This window comes from Streptomyces sp. NPDC111516 (genome assembly GCF_055635345.1).
On sequence record NZ_JBVKBV010000021.1, the window covers coordinates 103,962 to 123,267 of the forward strand.

At 70.0% G+C, this 19,306-nt stretch carries 16 protein-coding genes and 1 pseudogene; 14 read left to right on the forward strand and 3 right to left on the reverse strand.

The annotated features are described in order from the left end of the window. Positions 1–472 precede the first annotated feature (472 nt). Positions 473–1,468, reverse strand: a complete 996-nt coding sequence (locus ACZ7L9_RS29970; protein WP_471420038.1) for an ATP-binding protein — start codon at positions 1,466–1,468, stop codon at positions 473–475. Between the two features lie 102 nt (positions 1,469–1,570). On the opposite strand from ACZ7L9_RS29970, the gene ACZ7L9_RS29975 reads away from it, so the two are divergent. Then, positions 1,571–2,395, forward strand: coding sequence for a Fic family protein (locus ACZ7L9_RS29975; protein ID WP_471420040.1), 825 nt, complete (start codon positions 1,571–1,573; stop codon positions 2,393–2,395). 558 nt (positions 2,396–2,953) lie between these two features. Here ACZ7L9_RS29975 and ACZ7L9_RS29980 read toward each other — a convergent pair. Beyond that, positions 2,954–3,793, reverse strand: coding sequence for an HAD family hydrolase (locus tag ACZ7L9_RS29980; RefSeq protein WP_471420042.1), 840 nt, complete (start codon positions 3,791–3,793; stop codon positions 2,954–2,956). A 566-nt stretch (positions 3,794–4,359) separates the two neighbouring features. On the opposite strand from ACZ7L9_RS29980, the gene ssd reads away from it, so the two are divergent. From ssd to ACZ7L9_RS30015, 7 genes and pseudogenes are all read left to right on the forward strand, one after another. Next, on the forward strand, positions 4,360–5,421 hold the full coding sequence (gene ssd, locus ACZ7L9_RS29985) for a septum site-determining protein Ssd (RefSeq protein ID WP_471420086.1): 1,062 nt from the start codon (positions 4,360–4,362) through the stop codon (positions 5,419–5,421). Continuing rightward, positions 5,418–6,566 carry a TadA family conjugal transfer-associated ATPase gene (locus ACZ7L9_RS29990; protein WP_471420044.1) on the forward strand — a complete coding sequence of 383 codons (1,149 nt, stop codon included), beginning with the start codon at positions 5,418–5,420 and terminating at the stop codon, positions 6,564–6,566. The genes ssd and ACZ7L9_RS29990 overlap by 4 nt, the downstream gene beginning before the upstream one ends. A 20-nt stretch (positions 6,567–6,586) precedes the next feature. Next, a pseudogene (locus ACZ7L9_RS29995) lies at positions 6,587–7,443 on the forward strand (type II secretion system F family protein). After that, a complete protein-coding gene (locus ACZ7L9_RS30000; protein ID WP_471420046.1) occupies positions 7,440–8,237 on the forward strand; it encodes a type II secretion system F family protein in 798 nt (265 codons plus the stop codon). Before ACZ7L9_RS29995 ends, ACZ7L9_RS30000 begins: the two are co-directional and overlap by 4 nt. Before the next feature lie 58 nt (positions 8,238–8,295). After that, positions 8,296–8,496: a DUF4244 domain-containing protein gene (locus tag ACZ7L9_RS30005; protein ID WP_471420048.1), complete on the forward strand. Its 201-nt coding sequence runs from the start codon at positions 8,296–8,298 to the stop codon at positions 8,494–8,496. Beyond that, entirely contained in the window at positions 8,483–8,893 is a 411-nt protein-coding gene (locus ACZ7L9_RS30010) for a TadE family type IV pilus minor pilin (RefSeq protein WP_471420050.1), read from the forward strand. The genes ACZ7L9_RS30005 and ACZ7L9_RS30010 overlap by 14 nt, the downstream gene beginning before the upstream one ends. Before the next feature lie 5 nt (positions 8,894–8,898). Continuing rightward, the gene (locus tag ACZ7L9_RS30015; protein WP_471420088.1) at positions 8,899–9,435 is read left to right on the forward strand and encodes an Rv3654c family TadE-like protein; all 537 of its coding nucleotides are present in this window, start codon (positions 8,899–8,901) and stop codon (positions 9,433–9,435) included. Here the strand turns inward: ACZ7L9_RS30015 and ACZ7L9_RS30020 are convergent. Further along, positions 9,317–11,854: a DEAD/DEAH box helicase gene (locus tag ACZ7L9_RS30020; RefSeq protein WP_471420052.1), complete on the reverse strand. Its 2,538-nt coding sequence runs from the start codon at positions 11,852–11,854 to the stop codon at positions 9,317–9,319. The genes ACZ7L9_RS30015 and ACZ7L9_RS30020 overlap by 119 nt on opposite strands. A 78-nt stretch (positions 11,855–11,932) precedes the next feature. Here ACZ7L9_RS30020 and ACZ7L9_RS30025 point away from each other — a divergent pair, with 78 nt between their 5' ends. From ACZ7L9_RS30025 to ACZ7L9_RS30050, 6 genes are all read left to right on the forward strand, one after another. Continuing rightward, positions 11,933–12,286 carry an STAS domain-containing protein gene (locus ACZ7L9_RS30025; RefSeq protein ID WP_003967428.1) on the forward strand — a complete coding sequence of 118 codons (354 nt, stop codon included), beginning with the start codon at positions 11,933–11,935 and terminating at the stop codon, positions 12,284–12,286. 522 nt (positions 12,287–12,808) lie between these two features. Continuing rightward, positions 12,809–13,285, forward strand: a complete 477-nt coding sequence (locus ACZ7L9_RS30030; RefSeq protein WP_471420054.1) for an ATP-binding protein — start codon at positions 12,809–12,811, stop codon at positions 13,283–13,285. Positions 13,286–13,591: 306 nt separating this feature from the next. Further along, the gene (locus tag ACZ7L9_RS30035; protein WP_471420056.1) at positions 13,592–16,042 is read left to right on the forward strand and encodes a sodium-translocating pyrophosphatase; all 2,451 of its coding nucleotides are present in this window, start codon (positions 13,592–13,594) and stop codon (positions 16,040–16,042) included. A gap of 350 nt (positions 16,043–16,392) precedes the next feature. After that, positions 16,393–17,016 (forward strand): small secreted protein, encoded by a 624-nt coding sequence (locus ACZ7L9_RS30040; RefSeq protein WP_471420058.1) that lies wholly within the window; start codon positions 16,393–16,395, stop codon positions 17,014–17,016. Between the two features lie 148 nt (positions 17,017–17,164). Further along, the gene (locus ACZ7L9_RS30045; RefSeq protein WP_471420060.1) at positions 17,165–18,679 is read left to right on the forward strand and encodes a DUF7059 domain-containing protein; all 1,515 of its coding nucleotides are present in this window, start codon (positions 17,165–17,167) and stop codon (positions 18,677–18,679) included. A 380-nt stretch (positions 18,680–19,059) separates the two neighbouring features. Then, positions 19,060–19,257, forward strand: coding sequence for a hypothetical protein (locus ACZ7L9_RS30050; protein ID WP_471420062.1), 198 nt, complete (start codon positions 19,060–19,062; stop codon positions 19,255–19,257). Positions 19,258–19,306 lie beyond the last annotated feature (49 nt).

Below are 19,306 nucleotides of genomic sequence, written 5' to 3' on the forward strand. Positions count from 1 at the left end.
CCCAGGCAACCGCCCATTCAGGTGAATAGGCAGCTTTTAATGCGACTTGTCGCGCTGATTTCGGCAAAGCCGCATGCGCCCTTGGCCGCGCTGTGTCGGCACCTCGACGCGAATTGGCTGCAAGGAGGAGGGCGGGCGGATGCTGGCTGCCGCGAAGGTGTGCCGCCGGGCGTCGGCGACGGAAGCGGGCCGGAGGGGTCGGCAAGGCTCACGCCGGATCCGGCGCAGATCAGTCCGGTCGTCGGCTCGGTGACAGCGCTCGGTGACGGTGCTCGGTGGCCGCGCACGGCCACCGAGCCGAGCGTCCTTCGTCTGCGGACTGGTGCTGCTGCGAACCGGCGCCTGAGGATGCAACGGCTTCCCGGCGGAAAGAACGTCAATGGCGCCCCGGCGGAACGAACGCATCCTCCCGGCCCGGGTGCCGACCGCCCGGATTGACTGGGCCGACTGACCGGGTTGGCTGAGCCGACCGTCAGACTGGCTGGGCGGCGCCGTCCTGCACGTACCGCTCGTCGAGCACGAAGGCGGGGTCGACCTGGGCGGCCAGGTCGGCGCCCGTCTTCTCGTTGCCCCAGCTCTCCGCGTTCTTCAGATGGAAGTGCACCATCTGCCGCGTGTATCGCTCCCAGTCCCGCTGCTCGTACGAATCCTCCGCGGCGTTCTGCAGTGCCTGCAGAGCCATCCGGTTGTCCGCCTCCAACAGGTCGAAGGGGGCGGGTCGGCCTTTCTCCATAGCCCGTACCCAGTCGGAGTGCCCGACGGTGACCAACAGGTCGTCGCCCACTTCGGCGTGCAGGAAGTCCAGATCGTCCTCGCCCTGCACTTTGTTGCCGATGACCTTCAGTGCGACCCCGAAGTTCCGCGCATACTCCTTGTACTGGCGGTATACCGAGACCCCTTTGCGGGTCGGCTCGGCGACCAGGAACGTCATGTCGAAACGGGTGAACATCCCGGAAGCGAAGGAGTCGGATCCCGCTGTCATGTCGACGACGACATAGTCGTCGGGGCCGTCGACGAGATGGTTGAGGCAGAGCTCGACCGCACCGACCTTGGAGTGGTAGCACGCTACGCCCAGATCCGACTCGGTGAACGGGCCGGTGACCATCAGCCGGATCTTCCCGTCGTCGAGCCGGACCGTACGGGCGCACGCGTCGTAGATCGGGTTGTCCTCACGGACCCGCAACAGTCGCGAGCCCTCGCCGGGCGGAGTCGTCTTGATCATCGTTTTGATGGAGGCGATACGGGGATTGCTGCCGCGCAGATACTCCTTGATCAGAGGCAACTGGGCTCCCATGGCGGGGAGTGCCGAGGCTTCCTGGTCGTCGAGGCCGAGCGCGACCCCGAGGTGCTGGTTGATGTCGGCGTCCACCGCGACGACATGGGCTTCATTGGCGGCAAGGTGGCGGATGAAGAGCGAGGACAGCGTGGTCTTGCCGCTGCCGCCCTTCCCCACGAAAGCGATCTTCATGTTCACCTAGGGTAGCGGGACGATCGCGTTCTGCTGTCATGCTTCGTGAAGAAGGCCACTCGCGGGTGGTATCGGAGTGGGGGGCGCGTAGCCTCGCTACCTATGAGTACGCCTGCCTCTGATCCGCTCGCCGCTTTGGGCGCCCTGCCGGGAGTCGCCGATGCGGTGGACTCCGTACGCAAGGCCGTCGACCGCGTCTACGGTCACCGTGTCATGCGGCGCCGCAGCAACGAGGTCACCGCTGAAGCGGCACTGCGCGGCGCCCGTGGCTCGGCGGCGCTGTCCGGGGCCGACTGGAACCTGGAGGAGGTGCGCCGACGAACCGACTTCAGCGGAGACGGTGAGGCGCATGTGATCGGAGCGGCCCTGAGGCTGACCGCCGAAGCGGGCCAACTGCTCTCCATCTGGCGGCAGTCGCCCTTGCGCGTTCTGGCGCGACTGCATCTGGTTGCGGCCGGCGGCGCCGAACCCGAGAACGCTGTCGGCCGGCCGCGGCTGACGGGCGAACCCGTGGACGAACCGTTGATCGAAGCGCCGCTGCCGGACGCCGACGAGGTGGCCGGACGGCTGGAAGGGCTCTCCGGATTGATCCTTTCGGGCACTTCGGCGCCCGCGTTGGTGACGGCGGCGGTTGTGCACGGTGAACTGCTGGCCCTGCGCCCTTTCGGTTCGTACAACGGCCTCGTGGCGCGAACCGCCGAGCGGATCGTGTTGATCGGGAGCGGGCTCGACCCCAAATCGATCTGCCCCGCCGAGGTGGGGCACGCCGAGCAGGGCCGGGCGGCGTACATTGCGGCGTTCGACGGCTATCTTTCGGGGACGCCGGACGGGATGGCGACCTGGATCGCGCACTGCGGGCGCGCGGTGGAACTGGGTGTCAGGGAATCGACGGCTGTGTGCGAGGCGCTGCAGCGCGGCGCCGCGTAACGAGGTGGCGGCTTCGCGGTGCCGGGATGGCTGAATTGTCAGCCGTGAAACTCCACCCCATAACCTCAGGGTCGTAACGCCAGCGCGGTGATTTCACCCGGCCCCAGGGCGACTTCACCGGGGCAACTTCACGGCCCGAAACAAGGGTTGCGGCGGTACCGTCCTCGGTACCGCCGCTGGCATGTCTACCCAGTTACCATGCGTCCTCGATATGTGCCCATCAGGTCGGGGGCTTTGCCCGTTCCCTGGTGCGGCTGGCCCGTAATCGACGGGTCGACGTCGCGTGGGTGCTCGGTTTTCATGCTCGGTCCGTGGGGCCTTCTCTGCGTTACAGGTAATCCTCTCGGACGTCCTTGGTCTCGCGGGCCGTTGAGTCCTTTGTACTCCAGGGTCGGTGTGAGCGGTAGTGCTGGCCGCACTTCTTTACTTTTAGGTTCAATTACGGGTGAGTTGGACAACTCGGTTCAGTCGGTGAATTGGGCCACGACGGTCGCCCCGTCCGGCCCCATTGGCCGGGTCGGGTGGCGGCTTCAAGGCGTCGGGGCGGCCGTGCGTCAGTCACGCGGAGGGTGCGGTGGAGCGGCGGCGGGAGGTGTACCAGACCAGCCCCGCCGTGACGGCGGCTGCGCCCACCGCCGCCGCCGCGACCAGCGCGGGACGCGGCGGCATCGTGAAGGCGGGCAGTCGCTGCTTGAGCCGGACCGGTCGGTCGAAGACGAGAACCGGCCACTCGCGGAGGGTCGCCTCGCGCCGCAGAGCGCGGTCCGGATTCACTGCGTGCGGGTGTCCGACCGATTCCAGCATCGGCACATCGGTCGCCGAATCGCTGTAGGCGTAGCAACGCGAGAGGTCGTACCCCTCCGACACCGCGAGCGCCTTGATCGCCTCGGCCTTCGTCGGTCCGTACGCGTAGTACTCCACCTCGCCGGTGAAGCAGCCGTCGTCGCCGACGACCATTCGGGTGGCGACGACTCGGTCGGCGCCGAGCAACTCGCCGATCGGTTCGACGACCTCGGCGCCCGAGGTCGAGACGATCACCACATCGCGTCCGGCGGTGTGGTGCTCCTCGATGAGCGTCGCCGCTTCGTCGTAGATGATCGGGTCGATCAGATCGTGCAGGGTCTCGGCAACGATTTCCTTCACTTGCCGTACGTTCCAACCCTTGCAGAGCGCGGAGAGATATTCCCGCATCCGCTCCATCTGGTCGTGATCTGCACCTCCGGCGAGGAACACGAACTGTGCGTACGCAGTGCGCAGTACAGCGCGGCGGTTGATCAGCCCGCCTTGGTAGAAGGACTTGCTGAAGGTCAGTGTCGAAGACTTCGCAATGACCGTCTTGTCCAGGTCAAAGAAGGCTGCTGTGCGCGGCAAGAAGCGGTTTTCCACAAGGCAGAGCATAGGGGCCCGCCATTCGGCGTAAACTCTGGCGCGTGGGTTTGCCTGAGAAGGCTCTCGGGTACACCATGGAAGTCACGGATCGTTCGCGACCGTGCTAACCCGGTCCGGCTCCTCCCCCCCCGAGTCGGCCGTGGGGACGACCCCCGCTCTCCCCCCCGGCGGGGGTCGTCGCATGTCCGGACCCATTTCTGCGGTGCGGAATCAAGCATTCCGCCTCCATTTCGGCTACGACGGCCCGCTTCTTGCCCCGTCCCTCACCATCGTGACCCGTCACGGTGCGTAGCGGAAGTGCTGCTCTCCGGGAGTCGCCGGTATGAGTGACCGAGTTTTTCACAACGGTGGAGTTGTCCACAGTTTTTGAGCAAGATCCACACGATTTCCCGAAGCGCTGCACCGTGATTCAAGCCGCGAAGTCCGCGGGTTGTGGAAGCGCTGATCCCGGAACGCTCCGAGATCAGCGCGAACTGCGATGAAGGTCCAGTGAGAAGGGGGTCGAGATCGTGGCTGAATCCAACGCACGGGGTCGTCTGTCGAGCGCCGAAGTGCGGCGGGGCGGACCGCTGATCGTGACCGAGGATGTGGAACTCCTCGACGATCTGCTGCGGCTGTGCGCCGCCGCCGGAGCGGAACCGGAAGTTCATCACTCGCTGCCCGAGCGCAGAGGAAGCTGGGAGCAGGCCCCGATGGTTCTCGTGGGGGACGACGCCGCCCAGCGGTGCCGCGGAGCGGCGCGCAGACGCGGTGTGATGCTGGTCGGCCGGGACCAGGATGCCCCGGACGTCTGGCGCCGCGCCGTGGAGATCGGTGCCGAATATGTGCTGAGGCTGCCCGATTCCGAGGGGTGGCTCGTCGACCAGATCGCCAATGCGGCGGAAGGCGTGGGTCGGCCGGCACTCACCGTCGGGGTGATCGGCGGGCGGGGCGGCTCCGGCGCATCCACACTGGCCTGCGCCCTCGCGGTGACGGCGGCCAGGGCCGGGCGGCGGACCATGCTGATCGACGGTGACCCGCTCGGCGGGGGCATCGATGTGCTGCTCGGCGGCGAGCGGACCGAGGGAATGAGGTGGCCGGATTTCGCCCATTCCAAAGGGCGGGTCGGCGGAGGTGCGCTGGAGGAGTCGCTGCCCGCACTGCACGGTTTGCGGGTGCTCAGCTGGGGCCGTGACGACTGGGTGGTGATCCCGCCGCCGGCCATACAGGCTGTGCTGGCCGCCGCGCGCAGGCTCGGCGGGGTGGTCGTCGTCGATCTGCCGCGCCGGGTCGACGAGGCGGTCGCCGAGGCGCTCGCACAGCTGGACCTCGGGCTGTTGGTGGTTCCTGGGGAGCTTCGAGCGGTCGCGGCGGCGAAGCGGGTGGCGTCGATGGCCGGAATGGTCCTGGACGACCTGCGGGTGGTGGCGCGCGGTCCGTACGCGGCAGGCCTCGACGAACAGTGGGTAGCGCAAGCGCTTGGGCTGCCGCTTGCTGGTGAACTCCCGCTCGACGCCGGGCTGCTGGCGGCCCAGGACGGCGGGGCGCCGCCCGGCGGCAGCGCGCGCGGTCCACTGGCCAGGTTCTGCACGGCCTTCTGGGAGCGGGCCCTCGCCTCGGAGGGCGTCGGGAACCGCACCGCTGGGGGTGCGTCATGACCGAGACGCTGCTCGACGCCGTACGTCAGCGGCTGGCGCAGAGCGGTGCGGCGCCGACCCCGGCCGGCGTCGCGGCCGCGCTGCGTGCCCAGGGGCGGCTGCTCGGCGATGCCGAAGTGCTTGGTGCGGCGGATGAGTTGCGCGGCGAGCTGGTCGGGACCGGGGTGCTGGAACCGCTGCTTGCCGATCCGGCGGTGACGGATGTGCTGGTCTGTGCGCCGGACCGGGTGTGGGTGGACCGGGGCGGCGGGCTCGAACTCACCGGGGTGACGTTCCAGGACGCTGCCGCGGTGCGCAGGCTGGCGCAGCGGCTGGCGGCCGTGGCGGGGCGGCGGCTCGACGACGCCCGGCCCTGGGTGGACGCCCGGCTTCCGGATGGCACCCGTATGCACGCCGTGCTGCCGCCGGTGTCCGTCGGCTCGACGTGTCTGTCGCTGCGGGTGGTACGCCCCAGGGCCTTCTCGCTGACAGAACTGGTCGCGGCCGGGACTGTGCCACCGGGCGGCGACCGGGTACTGCGGGCCCTGGTGGACGCCCGGGTCTCCTATCTGATCAGCGGGGGGACGGGAGCCGGAAAGACGACCCTCCTGTCGAGTCTGCTGGGTGCGGTCGGGGAGCGTGAGCGCATCGTGCTCGCCGAGGATTCGGCGGAGTTGCGGCCGGACCATCCGCATGTGGTGCGTCTGGAGTCGCGCCCCGCCAATCAGGAGGGGGCGGGCCGGGTGACCCTTCGGGACCTGGTGCGGCAGGCGCTGCGGATGCGGCCCGACCGGTTGGTCGTCGGGGAGGTGCGGGGTGCCGAGGTCACCGAACTGCTGGCCGCGCTGAATACCGGACACGAGGGCGGCTGCGGGACGGTTCACGCCAATGCTGCCGAGCACGTCCCAGCCCGCCTTGAGGCGCTGGGGACGGCGGCGGGGCTGGACCGGACGGCACTTCACAGCCAGTTGGCGGCGGCGCTGTCGGTGGTGGTCCATCTCGTACGGGACCGGGCCGGGCAGCGGCGGATCGCCGAGGTGCAGGTCCTGGAGCGGGACGCGGCCGGGCTGGTGGTGACCGTGCCGGCGCTGCGCTGGGGCGTCGGCGGATTCGTGCGGGAGCGGGGCTGGGAGCGGCTGCGGTCACTGATCGAAGGTGAGCTGTGAGCGGCGGTGCGACGCCAGGGCTGTCGGCGGGTGCGGGCTGCGCGGCGGTCTTGTGCATCGCGGTGGCGGCCTGGTTGGCGGTGGCGCAGGACCAGGGGCGGCGGAGAGCCCGGGTGCTGTTCGTCGACGGAGTGGTGGAGTCGCCCCTGCGTGCGCGCTGGGAGCGGATTCGGGCGTGGTTCCAGGCGCGGTTGCGGGAGCGGCGGGAATGGCTCTGTCTGCCGGTGGCGCTCGCCATCGCTGTGCTGGGGGAGTCCGTGCTTCCGGTGCTGGCCGGGACACTCGCGGTGCCGCTGGTGCGGCGGTGGCTGCGGAGACGGGCCCTGACGCGGGAGCGGGAACGCCGGGCCGATGGGGTGGTGGCGCTGTGCGGTGCGGTCGTGGGTGAGTTGCGGGCCGGACGCGAGCCGGGGCAGGCGCTGCTCGTGGCTGTCCGAGGGACCGGGGTGATGGGAGCGGCGGAGGCCGGTGTGTCCGCTGCGGCGCGGTTCGGTGGCGATGTGCCGGGGGCGCTCGGGCAGGCGGCGCGGGAGCCGGGTCTGGACGGGCTTGCCGGGGTTGCGGCCTGCTGGCGGGTGGCGGTGGACGGTGGGGCCGGGCTCGCGGCGGGGCTGGACCGTCTGGAGGGTGCACTGCGGTCCGAGCGACGCAGACGCGAGGAGTTACGGGCCCAACTGGCGGGTGCCTGGTCGACGTGGCCGTGCTCGCGCTGCTGCCGGTGCTTGGGCTGGGACTGGGTGCGGCGCTCGGAGCAGATCCGTTGGGGGTGCTGCTGCACACGCCGGCCGGGCTGGTCTGTCTGGTGGCAGGTGGGTTGCTGGAGGCTGCCGGGCTCTGCTGGGCCGGACGGATCGTGCGGGCGGGGGAGGCGGCATGAACGCGGTCATCGGCGAAGCCGCCCACCTGGTGGCGGCGGTGTGGGCGGTTCTGGGCGTGGTCCTGTATCTGGCTCTCGTCCTGTCGGGACGGCGGCGGAGGCGGGTGGTACGCCGTCGGGGTGCGGTGCTTATGGCGATCGGCGCGGAGAAGCGTCGGCGCGGGCGCGCGGCTTCCGGTGCCCGGGCAGCCAAGGAGTGGATCGCGCCGCTGGGGGCTGTGGCGACGGGCGTGGTCCTGGTCGGCGGCCTGTTGGGGTGCGTGGCCGGGCTGGCGGGGGCGTACGGCGCCCGGCGGTGGCAGCGGGCCCGGCGCAGCGGCGAACAGGGTGCCGACGCTACGGAGACGGCCGAGATCGTACGCCAACTCCCGCTGGCAGCAGATCTCTTGGCGGCCTGCATTTCGGCCGGAGCCGGGCCCCGGGAGGCGGCGGAGGCGGTGGGGGAGTCGCTGGGCGGACCGGTCGGCGTGCACCTGGCGCGGACGGCGGCGGAGATTCGGCTCGGTGGTGAACCGGCAGTGGCCTGGGGGCGGTTCGGGGAGATACCGGGCGCCGGCGCGCTGTCCCGTTGCCTGGATCGGGCGGGATCGACCGGAGCTCCGGCGGCGGAGCCGGTGGCGCGGCTGGCCGAGGCGATGCGGGCGGAGCGGGCGAGCGCGGCCGTGGCGCGCGCCCAGCGGGCAGGCGTGCTGATCACCGCACCGGTCGGACTCTGTTTTCTGCCTGCGTTCCTGGCGGTCGGGGTGGCGCCGGTGGTGATCGGGCTGGCGACCGGCCTGCTTCATTCCGGATGAACGAAAAGCTCCGATAGATATCCATTCAGTATTAATTACGCATTTTGCGGGGGTTGAAATGGTGCAGCGAATCAGGGGCTGGGTGCGGAGCGTGGCGCGCCGAGTCCGGTCGGACAACGGAATGACGACGTCCGAATACGCGGTGGGGACGATCGCGGCCTGTGCGTTCGCGGCGGTGCTCTACAAGGTGGTGACCAGCCAGCCGGTCATGTCCGCGCTGCAGTCACTGCTGAAGGACGCACTCGATGCGAAGTTCTAGGAATGGTTCCGGCACGTGTGCCGGGGGCCGTTCGGAGACTGCGGGCGCGGGCGGGGACCGGGGTGCGGTGACGGCGGAAGCAGCCATGGCGATTCCGGTACTGGTGGTGTTCGCCCTGGCCTTGGTCTGGGCGCTGATGGCGGCCTCCGCCCAGATCCGGTGCGTGGACGCGGCCAGGGCGGGGGCGAGGGCAGCGGCCCGTTCGGAACCGGAGCCACAGGTGCTGGAAGCCGCCCGTTCGGCGGCACCCGCCGGGGCCGAAATCGCGATGGAGCGGGCCGGGGAGTTGTGGCGGGTGCGGGTGGCGGCGCCCACGCCCGGACTCGGCCCGCTGGCCCTGACGCTTCATGCAGAGGCGGCGGCACTGGCCGAGGAAACGGTGGGGATGACGCCATGACCGGGATGGGACGGCGTGCCGCGAGGGCTGTGACCGGGTGGCTCCACGTACGTGGGTCCTGTGGCCCCGGTCGCGGACGGGGCCAGCGCCGGGGCCGGGGCCGAGACCCGGACCAGGGCTTGGCGGACCGGGACGGGGGGCTGGCGACGGTGTGGGTGGCGATGACCACGGCTGCCTTGTGTGCGGTGTTCGCTGCAGTGCTGGTGCTCGGGCAGGTGGTGGTTGTTCGGCACCGGGCCGGCGGCTCGGCGGACCTGGCGGCTCTGGCCGCGGCCGACCGGGCCCTGCAAGGGCCCGAGGAGGCATGCGGGGCGGCCGAGGAGGTGGCCGCGGCACAGGGGGCCGTGGTGGTCCGGTGCGTGGTGCGAGGAGGAATCGCCGATGTGACGGCCCGGGTGCGTTTCGGACCGTACGAACCGGTGGTCAGGTCCCGGGCAGGCCCTCCGGTGACTTATCCCGACTCTCCGGAGCCGCCGCCTGCGACGATTCCGGACGGCCCGGCTCCCCGGGCTCCGGCGGAGCGCATCGGAGGAGTTCGCTGAGGAGACGCACGGCGCCGCGTTTGTGCAGTGGATCGTTGCCGTTGCCGCACTTGGGGGACTGGATGCAGGACGGGCAGCCGGCCTCGCATTCGCAGGACGCGATGGCCTGGCGGGTCGCGGTCAGCCATGCGCGGGCGGTATGGAAGGCTCGCTCGGCGAAGCCGGCACCGCCCGGATGCCCGTCGTACACGAAGACCGTGGGCAGGAGGGTGTCCGGGTGCAACGGTACGGAGACGCCACCGATGTCCCATCGGTCGCAGGTGGCGAAGAGGGGCAGCATCCCGATCGAAGCGTGCTCCGCGGCGTGCAGGGCGCCACCGAGGATCTCCGGGTTGATGCGGGCGGCGTCGAGCTGATCCTGCGTGACGGTCCACCACACGGCGCGCGTGCGCAGAGTGCGGGGCGGCAGATCCAGCTTGGTCTCGCCGAGGACCTCGCCTGTGATCAGTTTGCGACGCAGGAAGGAGACGACCTGGTTGGTGACTTCCACGGAGCCGTAGCAGAGCCGCCCGTCACCCCATGGGATCTCGGTGTCGGTCTCCAGGACGGCGATGGCGGTGGTGTCGCGGGCAGTCGTCGAGTACGGCGGGTTGGCCTCTTCGACCAGGGCCACCGAATCCTCCAGGTCCAGCTTCCGGACCAGATAGGTGCGGCCCTGGTGGAGATGGACGGCGCCTTCATGGACGGCCGTGTGCGAGGCAGCCTCGTCGACGGTGCCCAGCAGCCGGCCGGTGCCCTCCTCGACGATCTGGACGGGGCGGCCGCCCTCGCCCCGGATGTCGGTGAGGTCGGCCGCGCGCTCGCGGCGGGTCCAGTGCCAGCCCGACGCCCGTCTGCGCAGCAGCTTCGCGGCTTCCAGTTGCGGCAGCAGTTCGGCCACGGCCGGGCCGAAGAGCTCCAGATCGGCTTCTGTGAGCGGGAGCTCCGCAGCGGCGGCACACAGGTGCGGGGCGAGGACGTACGGGTTGTCCGGGTCGAGGACGGTCGACTCCACGGGCTGCTGGAACAGCGCCTCGGGATGGTGGACGAGGAAGGTGTCCAGCGGGTCGTCGCGGGCGACCAGGACGGCCAGGGCGCCCTGGCCGGAGCGTCCGGCGCGGCCCGCCTGCTGCCACAGCGACGCCCTGGTGCCCGGATAGCCGGCGATGACGACGGCGTCCAGGCCGGACACGTCGACGCCGAGTTCGAGGGCGGTGGTGGCGGCAAGGCCGAGCAGTCGGCCGGAGTGCAGGGCGCGCTCCAGGGCGCGGCGTTCCTCCGGGAGATAGCCCCCGCGGTAGGCGGCGACCCGGGCGGGCAGGGAGCGGTCCACCTCGGCGAGGCGTTCCTTGGCGATGACGGAGATCAGCTCGGCGCCGCGCCGGGAGCGTACGAAGGCGACCGAGCGGACGCCCTGGACGGTCAGATCGGTGAGGAGATCGGCGGTCTCGGCGGTGGCGGTACGACGGACGGGCGCGCCCTTCTCACCGTGCAGCTCGGTCAGGGGCGGCTCCCACAGGGCGAAGACCAGCTCGCCGCGCGGCGAGGCGTCGTCGGCGACCTCCTTGACCGGGAGACCGGTGAGGCGGCCGGCCGCGACGGACGGCTCCGCCGCGGTGGCCGAGGCGAGGAGGAACACCGGATCCGCTCCGTAGCGGGCGCACAGGCGGCGCAGCCTGCGTACCACCTGGGCGACGTGGGAGCCGAAGACACCGCGGTAGGTGTGGCACTCGTCGATGACGACGAAGCGCAGGGCGCGCAGAAAGGAGGACCAGCGGGGGTGGGACGGGAGTATCCCGCGGTGCAGCATGTCGGGATTGGTCAGGACGTAGTTGGCGTACTGGCGCACCCATTCGCGTTCCTCGACGGGGGTGTCGCCGTCGTAGACCGCAGGCCTGATGGCGTTGCCGAGCGGCGCCGCGAGCTCCTTCACCGCACGCCTCTGATCGGCGGCCAGGGCCTTGGTGGGGGCGAGATACAGGGCGGTCGCGCCACGGCCGTTCGGGGCCTCGGAGCCGTCGAGCAGGGCGGTGAGTACCGGGGCGAGGTACGCGAGCGACTTGCCGGAAGCCGTGCCCGTGGCGATGATCACGGACTCGCCGTCCAGGGCGTGCTCGGCGGCGGCCGCCTGGTGTGCCCACGGATGGCCGATTCCGGCCTTCCGGATCGCGTCGATCACTTCTGGCCGGATGCGATCGGGCCAGACGGCATGGGTTCCCGTGCGCGGGGGCAAGTGCTCCGTATGAGTGATGCGCGCGGACCGGCCCGCCACTGCGGCGAGCCGGTCGAGGACCATGGCGGGAGAGGGGCGGGAGTCCCTGTTCTCGGCTGGTCGACTGGGGCGGTGATTCTTGGCCATCGGCACCGAGTGTGTCACTGGTGTGACGGACAATGGTCCCAAGGCGTCGTGCATGGCTGCTGGTAAGTGATTGAATGCCATCGCGGCTGGCGATCCGTCCCCTGGCTCCGCTGGGGAGACCGAGGGGCGACCGCTCGATAGCAAGGTGCTGGAGGATCCGTGGACCTGTCCTTGTCGACTCGCAATGTGTCCGGCCCTGGTGGCGACCGTACGGTCGTCGAGGTCGGTGGCGAGATTGATGTGTATACCGCGCCCAAGCTGCGCGAGCAGTTGGTCGAGTTGGTGAATGACGGCAGCTACCACCTGGTTGTCGACATGGAAGGTGTCGACTTCCTCGACTCCACCGGCCTCGGCGTGCTCGTGGGCGGCCTGAAGCGTGTCCGGGCCCATGAGGGCTCGCTGCGCCTGGTCTGCAACCAGGAGCGCATTCTCAAGATCTTCCGGATCACTGGTCTGACCAAGGTGTTCCCGATTCACACCACGGTCGACGAGGCCGTTGCGGCCACCGACTGACGGCCGGTCCGCGGTCCGGCCAGTGGTCGGGGTACCGGCAGCCGTGGCTGGCGGCCGGTACCACGCAGGTGGCCTGAACGGCCGGTTGCTGCAGGCAGTCGGCCGGGCGGTCGGTGCCGGTGGCCGGGAGACTGGGTAGCCAGTGTTCCGGTTGCTGCTCGGTGGCCGGTCGGCCGACCGGTGGATAGTCGGTTGCCTGCCGACCGGTCGTCTGGCGGGCAGTCGCTTGTCGTCGGCCTTCGGCTGTCGGTCGCTCGGGTTGGCCCGTCCGCCGGTCGGCAGACGGACCGGACGCCAGTGGCCGGACGTCAGTGGGCCGGCTGTCCGGCGCCGCCGACCAGATGGGTCTGCCGTCGGGTTCGTCGGTTCCGGAAGAAGTTCAGAAGAAGTTCGGAAGAAGTCCGGAAGCAGTCCGAATGAACGCGGAAAGAAGACCGGAAGAAGATCCGAAGAAGAGCCGGGGTATCCGGGCAGCGTGCCCGGGCCGCCGGGATGCACGCCCGTACGTCTGAGGGGGATCCCATGGCCACCGTTGAACTCCGCTTCAGTGCCCAGCCCGAACACGTCAGGACGGCCCGCCTCGTGGCAGCCGCCGTGGCGCGCCGGGCGGGGGTCGATGAAGCCGTGCTCGACGAGGTCAGACTCGCCGTCGGTGAAGCCTGCAGCCGCGCAGTCGGGCTGCACCGCAGTCATGGCATCGCCGCTCCCGTCTCGGTCGTCCTGATCGAGGAGGAGAAGTCCTTCTCGATCGAGGTCGGCGACGAGGTGCCCGCACCGGGCGCCGAGCCCGAGCCCGCCGGATCCGCCGAGGCTCCCGCGACACGCGGCGCCACGCCCGGCGTGGGGCTCGATGGGCCGGATTCCGACGCCGACGGCGAGGACGAGATGGGTCTCGCGGTCATCAGCGGCCTCGTCGACGATGTGGAGGTCAGATCGGGGGCCAACGGCGGAGTGATCCGCATGAGCTGGCCGAAGACGCCAGTGACGGTGCTTCCCTGAGGTTCCGCAGCCATTACGGGCGGTCCGCCGGTCCCGATCCGGTCGGACCTCTCCCCCGAACCATCCCCGACACATTTCTTGATCCGCCTTTTGAGGCCCTGCTGAGCAGGGCTTTTTTTCATTTCTGTGTGATCATTGATCTACGGAAAATGCACCTGCACCATTACTGCATTCGGGTCGATCCGTGGGCGCGATCATTTACCGATCCGTCCGAGAAGGTCAATTACATTACGGCGCACTGTTTTGATCGGCTTCCGCTCCTTACAATCCGTCCACGTCTTGAGCGCTGAGCGTCAAGGAGGACGTATGGCGGAGTTCTTCAACACCCCACTGGCAGTACTGACGCAAGATTCCGCACTTTCCACCCCTTCCGGCCGGCCCGCATCTCTCGCGGCCGCGGTGCTCACCGATGACAATCGCGTCATCGTGGTCGTCGTCGCGGCCGTTGCCGTAGCCGCGCTGGTCGTTGCCCGACTGCTGGTGCGTCAGGTGCTGGCGGCCGGTGAGGGCACCGGCCGTATGAAGGAGATCGCGGCAGCCGTCCAGGAAGGCGCGAATGCCTATCTGGCCCGGCAACTGCGCACCGTCGGCATCTTTGCCGTCGTGGTCTTCTTCCTGCTTCTGCTGCTTCCGGCCGACAACTGGTCGCAGCGTGCGGGCCGTTCGTTGTTCTTCCTGGTGGGTGCGCTTTTCTCGGCGACCACCGGATACATCGGGATGCGGCTCGCCGTACGCAGTAATGTCCGTGTGGCCGCAGCCGCGCGGGAGGCGACTCCTGCGGAGGGTGAACCCGAAAAAGATCTCACCGCCGTTTCGCACAAGGCGATGAAGATCGCTTTTCGCACAGGTGGCGTGGTCGGCATGATCACCGTGGGTCTCGGTCTGCTCGGGGCTTCCTGTGTCGTCCTCGCCTATGCCGCCGACGCTCCGAAGGTGCTGGAGGGCTTCGGCCTCGGCGCCGCGCTGATCGCGATGTTCATGAGGGTCGGCGGCGGCATCTTCACCAAAGCCGCGGACGTCGGCGCCGACCTCGTCGGCAAGGTGGAGCAGGGCATCCCGGAGGACGACCCGCGCAACGCCGCCACCATCGCCGACAACGTGGGCGACAACGTCGGCGACTGTGCCGGCATGGCCGCCGACCTCTTCGAGTCGTACGCCGTGACGCTCGTCGCCGCGCTCATCCTCGGCAAGGCCGCCTTCGGCGACGCCGGACTGGCCTTTCCGCTGATCGTTCCGGCGATCGGCGTGGTCACCGCGATGATCGGGATCTTCGCGGTCGCTCCGCGGCGCGCCGACCGCAGCGGAATGACCGCCATCAACCGCGGATTCTTCATCTCCGCGGTGATCTCGCTCGTCCTGGTCGGCGTGGGCGTCTTCGTCTATCTGCCGTCCTCGTACGCGGATCTGCACGGTGTCACCGACAGCGCCATCACCTCGCACGGCGGTGACCCGCGGGTCTTCGCCCTGGTCGCCGTCGCCATCGGCATCGTGCTGGCCGCCCTGATCCAGCAGCTGACCGGCTACTTCACCGAGACCGGCCGGCGCCCCGTCAGGGACATCGGCAAGTCTTCGCTGACCGGTCCGGCCACCGTCGTACTCGCCGGTATCTCCATCGGTCTGGAGTCCGCCGTCTACACGGCTCTGCTGATCGGCCTGGGCGTCTACGGGGCGTTCCTGCTCGGCGGTACGTCGATCATGCTGGCGCTCTTCGCGGTGGCCCTGGCAGGGACCGGGCTGCTCACCACCGTCGGTGTCATCGTTGCCATGGACACCTTCGGTCCGGTCTCCGACAACGCGCAGGGCATCGCGGAGATGTCCGGCGACGTCACCGGCGCCGGCGCGCAGGTCCTCACCGACCTGGACGCCGTCGGCAACACCACCAAGGCCATCACCAAGGGCATCGCGATCGCCACGGCCGTACTGGCGGCGTCGGCGCTCTTCGGTTCGTACCGCGACGCGATCGCCACCGCCGTCGACGGCGTGGGGGCCAAGGCCGGGGAGATGACCCTCAGCCTGGACATCTCACAGCCCAACAACCTGGTGGGCCTGATCCTCGGTGCCGCGGTCGTCTTCCTCTTCTCCGGGCTGGCGATCAACGCGGTGTCCCGGTCCGCCGGATCCGTGGTCTACGAGGTGCGACGGCAGTTCAGCGAGCACCCCGGGATCATGGACTACAGCGAGAAGCCGGAGTACGGACGCGTCGTCGACATCTGCACCAAGGACGCCCTGCGCGAGCTCGCCACGCCCGGCCTGCTCGCGGTCCTGGCGCCGATCGCCGTCGGGTTCACGCTCGGTGTCGGGGCGCTCGGTTCGTATCTCGCGGGTGCCATCGGCACCGGCACGCTGATGGCGGTCTTCCTCGCCAACTCCGGTGGTGCGTGGGACAACGCCAAGAAGCTCGTCGAGGACGGCCATTACGGCGGCAAGGGCAGTGAGGCCCATGCCGCGACCGTCATCGGTGACACGGTCGGCGACCCGTTCAAGGACACGGCGGGACCGGCGATCAACCCCCTGCTCAAGGTGATGAACCTGGTCGCGCTGCTCATTGCCCCGGCGGTGGTGCAGTTCAGCTACGGGCAGGACGCGAGTGCCGGTGTGCGGGCGGCGGTCGCGGTGCTGGCCATCGTCGTCATCATCGGCGCCGTCTACGTCTCCAAGCGGCGCGGGGTCGCCGTGGGGGACGAGGAGGGGCCCGGTGACGGGGCCGATGGCGGAGGCAGGCCCGCCGAGTCGCCCGGGGAGGCGGCGGTTTCGTGAAGCAGTGACGGGAAGAGGGTGGTGGGGCGGTGGTACGTAGCCGTCCTCGGCCGATGACCGGGCGGGCGACGCACTCCGGCGTGTCGTCCGCCCGCGGTCCATTCGGTTGCCCGGCGGCGGGGCGCCGGGGCGCCGGTCGGTAGCCCGTCGACAGTCCCGTCCGGGTGCTTGCTCGTGCAGGTGTGCACCCGTCCGGAGGGCTGTGGAGAGCCGCGTGGGTGAGTTGTATCTCCCTCATTTCCCTTGGTGCAAATGGCTACAAAAGGTCTCTCATCGGACGCCCGGCACCCGGATGGAGGGCGCCCGACGTGTAAGTTCCGGGGCCGAGAGCCTTGGAAGGGACCGATCCGGTGAACAAGAAGCTTGCGGCCGCGCTGTCCGGCGGTGCGGTACTGGTACTTACGCTGTCGGGCTGCAGCAGCGACGACAACAGCGACAAGGTGAACGACTGGGCCAAGACGGTCTGCGACAAGGTCCAGCCCCAGCTCCAGAAGATCGCGAACGCCAACGCCGCCATCCAGCAGCAGACCGCGGACAACAGCAAGCCCGCAGATGTCCAGAAGACCGACTCGGCCGCTTTCCAGCAGATCTCGCAGGCGTACAAGGCTCTGGGCGCGGCTGTCGATTCGGCGGGCGCTCCGCCGGTCGACGGTGGCGAGGCCACGCAGAAGGAGGCCGTGAAGGAGCTGAACGCCTCCTCCGCGGCGTACGCGAACCTGGAGAAGAAGGTCGATGCCCTCGACACGAAGGACCAGGCGAAGTTCGCCGACGGCCTCAAGGGCATCGCGGACGAGCTGAACAAGATCAGCAACAGTGGTGACGAGGCCCTGCGGAAGCTCCAGTCCGGCGAGGTCGGCACCGCGATGGCGAAGCAGAAGGGCTGCCAGAAGCCGACGGCCTCGGTGGCGCCGAACACCGCCTCCCCGAAGCCGGGCTCCCCGTCGCCGTCCGCTTCGCCCAGCAAGAAGTCGTAACCGGACGGCCGCGGCAGTTGTAGCTGATGCGGCAGGGATGCGGCAGGCGTGGCGGTTGTAGCGATTGCGGCCGTTGTGCGTACGGCCCGGAGGCCCCGGTGGGCGCCGGGCCGCTGCCTTTGTCGGTGGGAGCGGCCACAATGAGGGGGTGAGTACGACCAGTCTCCCCGCGCCCGACCGTTCGCCCCGGCTCCGTGAAGCCCTGCTCGCCGCCGCTTTCACCGCCGACGGGCTCCTCGAGCTGCTCGGTGCCCCCGCCTACGCCGCGCTCGCCCGCAGCGAGACGGTCCCGGCACTGCGGGCCACCCGGGGCGACTCCCCGCTCGACACACTGGTGCGGCTCTTCCTGCTCCAGCACCCGGTCCCGTACGAGCGGGCCCGCGCCGCGCTCCCGCTGGCCGAGTGCGTCGAGGACGGCTGGGTGACCCACATCGCCGGCGAAGTACGGGCCACGGTCGACGTTCGGCCGTACGGCGGGCCCGAAGGGCAGGACTGGTACATCGTCTCCGACCTGGGGTGCGCGGTCGGCGGCGCGGGCGGCATCGGCTCACGCGAGGAGGGCGTGGTCCTCGGCGTCGGCGGGGCGTCCACCACGCTCGCGGGCATCACCGTCCGTACACCAGTCGCCTCCGCGCTCGATGTCGGTACGGGCTCCGGCATCCAGGCGCTGCACGCCTCGCAGCACGCCACCCGGGTCACCGCCACCGACCTCAACCCGCGAGCGCTGGACTTCACCCGGCTGACGCTCGCCCTCTCCGGCGTCGCCGCCGCCGATCTGCGTCAGGGCTCCCTGTACGAGCCGGTCGGCACGGAGACGTACGACCTGATCGTCTCCAACCCGCCGTTCGTCATCTCGCCCGGTGCCCGTCTCACCTACCGCGACGGCGGCATGGGCGGCGACGACCTGTGCCGGACCCTGGTGCAGCAGGCGGGCGACCGGTTGAACGAAGGCGGATACGCCCACTTTCTCGCCAACTGGCAGCACATCGAGGGCGAGGAGTGGCAGACCCGGCTGAGTTCCTGGGTGCCGCACGGCTGCGATGCCTGGATCGTGCAGCGCGAGGTGCAGGACGTCACGCAGTACGCGGAGCTGTGGCTGCGCGACAGCGGCGACCACCGCACGGACCCCGCCGAGTACGCCGCGCGGTACGACGCCTGGCTGGACGAGTTCGAGGCCCGGAAGACCAAGGGCGTGGGCTTCGGCTGGATCACCCTGCGGAAGTCCGCCGTGGCTGCCGCCGGGAATCCGTCCGTCGTGATCGAGGAGTGGCCGCACGCGGTGGAGCAGCCGCTCGGGCCCGCCGTCCAGGCCCACTTCGTCCGTCAGGACTACCTCCGCGAACAGGATGACGCGGCGCTCCTGGCCGGGCATTTCACCCTCGCCGCCGAGGTCGTGCAGGAACAGGTCGGGCTCCCGGGTGCGGAGGACCCCGAGCATGTGGTGCTCCGTCAGAACCGTGGCATGCGGCGTGCGACGAAGGTCGATGCCGTCGGCGCCGGCTTCGCGGGCGTGTGCGACGGGACGCTGCCCGCGGGCCGGATCCTGGACGCGATCGCCCAGTTGATGAACGAGGACCCGGTGCTGCTGCGCGACCGCACTCCGCAGGCGATCCGGCTACTGGTGGAGGAGGGCTTCCTGGAGCCGGTGCCGTCGACGAGTTGATCGCATTGGTCGAGTTGATCGAGCCGATCACGTTGCCGTGATCCCGGGCCGGGCGGGTGCCTTCCCTGCTGCCGCGGCCCTTGGCGGACTCCGTCACCGGGCTCCGTTCCGGCTCGGGCGGGTATCGCCGTAGGTAATGGACGGGCTCGCCATCAGCGCCTTCACGTTCCCTGTCGCCGGTCCGTCGCGGAGGCTGCGGATTCCGGTTGGCTCACCGGGCCGGTGTCGCCCCCGGCCCCGCCCCCGAGCTTGCGGGGGTGTGTGAATCCGGCCATTCACCCGGGGTTCGCGTCCACGATGCCCCGGGGTGGCAGCCTCCCCCGGACCGGGACCGGACAGGCAGGGGCCCCGGCCGGGCAGGGAAAGGGAGGCGTACGGGCATGGAGAGTGGACCTGCGGTCTTCGCCGGAACGGCATTCGCGCTGTTCGGCGCCGCGCTGCTGTTGTGGACGGGGGCGCGCGTGCTGCACCGTGCGCCGGTGGCGCACGGAGTGAGCCCCATGGCTTCCGTCGCTCTCGCCACTGTGTTCGGCGTACTTTTTCTCGTCCTCGGTGTGTGGTGCTTCACCCGCATCTGATCCACTTCCCACCGGATCCGGCCCCAAGGGTCTCGGCAGCCATGGCGGG

Excerpts from the sequence above, each read along its gene's own strand:
- ACZ7L9_RS29975 (WP_471420040.1), top strand. The coding sequence starts at position 1,571 with ATGAGTACGCCTGCCTCTGATCCGCTCGCCGCTTTGGGCGCCCTGCCG.
- ACZ7L9_RS30035 (WP_471420056.1), top strand. The coding sequence starts at position 13,592 with ATGGCGGAGTTCTTCAACACCCCACTGGCAGTACTGACGCAAGATTCC.
- ACZ7L9_RS29980 (WP_471420042.1), bottom strand. The coding sequence starts at position 3,793 with ATGCTCTGCCTTGTGGAAAACCGCTTCTTGCCGCGCACAGCAGCCTTC.
- ACZ7L9_RS30000 (WP_471420046.1), top strand. The coding sequence starts at position 7,440 with ATGAACGCGGTCATCGGCGAAGCCGCCCACCTGGTGGCGGCGGTGTGG.
- ACZ7L9_RS29970 (WP_471420038.1), bottom strand. The coding sequence starts at position 1,468 with ATGAAGATCGCTTTCGTGGGGAAGGGCGGCAGCGGCAAGACCACGCTG.
- ACZ7L9_RS29990 (WP_471420044.1), top strand. The coding sequence starts at position 5,418 with ATGACCGAGACGCTGCTCGACGCCGTACGTCAGCGGCTGGCGCAGAGC.
- ACZ7L9_RS30050 (WP_471420062.1), top strand. The coding sequence starts at position 19,060 with ATGGAGAGTGGACCTGCGGTCTTCGCCGGAACGGCATTCGCGCTGTTC.
- ACZ7L9_RS30030 (WP_471420054.1), top strand. The coding sequence starts at position 12,809 with ATGGCCACCGTTGAACTCCGCTTCAGTGCCCAGCCCGAACACGTCAGG.
- ACZ7L9_RS30005 (WP_471420048.1), top strand. The coding sequence starts at position 8,296 with ATGGTGCAGCGAATCAGGGGCTGGGTGCGGAGCGTGGCGCGCCGAGTC.
- ACZ7L9_RS30020 (WP_471420052.1), bottom strand. The coding sequence starts at position 11,854 with ATGGCATTCAATCACTTACCAGCAGCCATGCACGACGCCTTGGGACCA.
- ACZ7L9_RS30015 (WP_471420088.1), top strand. The coding sequence starts at position 8,899 with ATGGGACGGCGTGCCGCGAGGGCTGTGACCGGGTGGCTCCACGTACGT.
- ACZ7L9_RS30010 (WP_471420050.1), top strand. The coding sequence starts at position 8,483 with ATGCGAAGTTCTAGGAATGGTTCCGGCACGTGTGCCGGGGGCCGTTCG.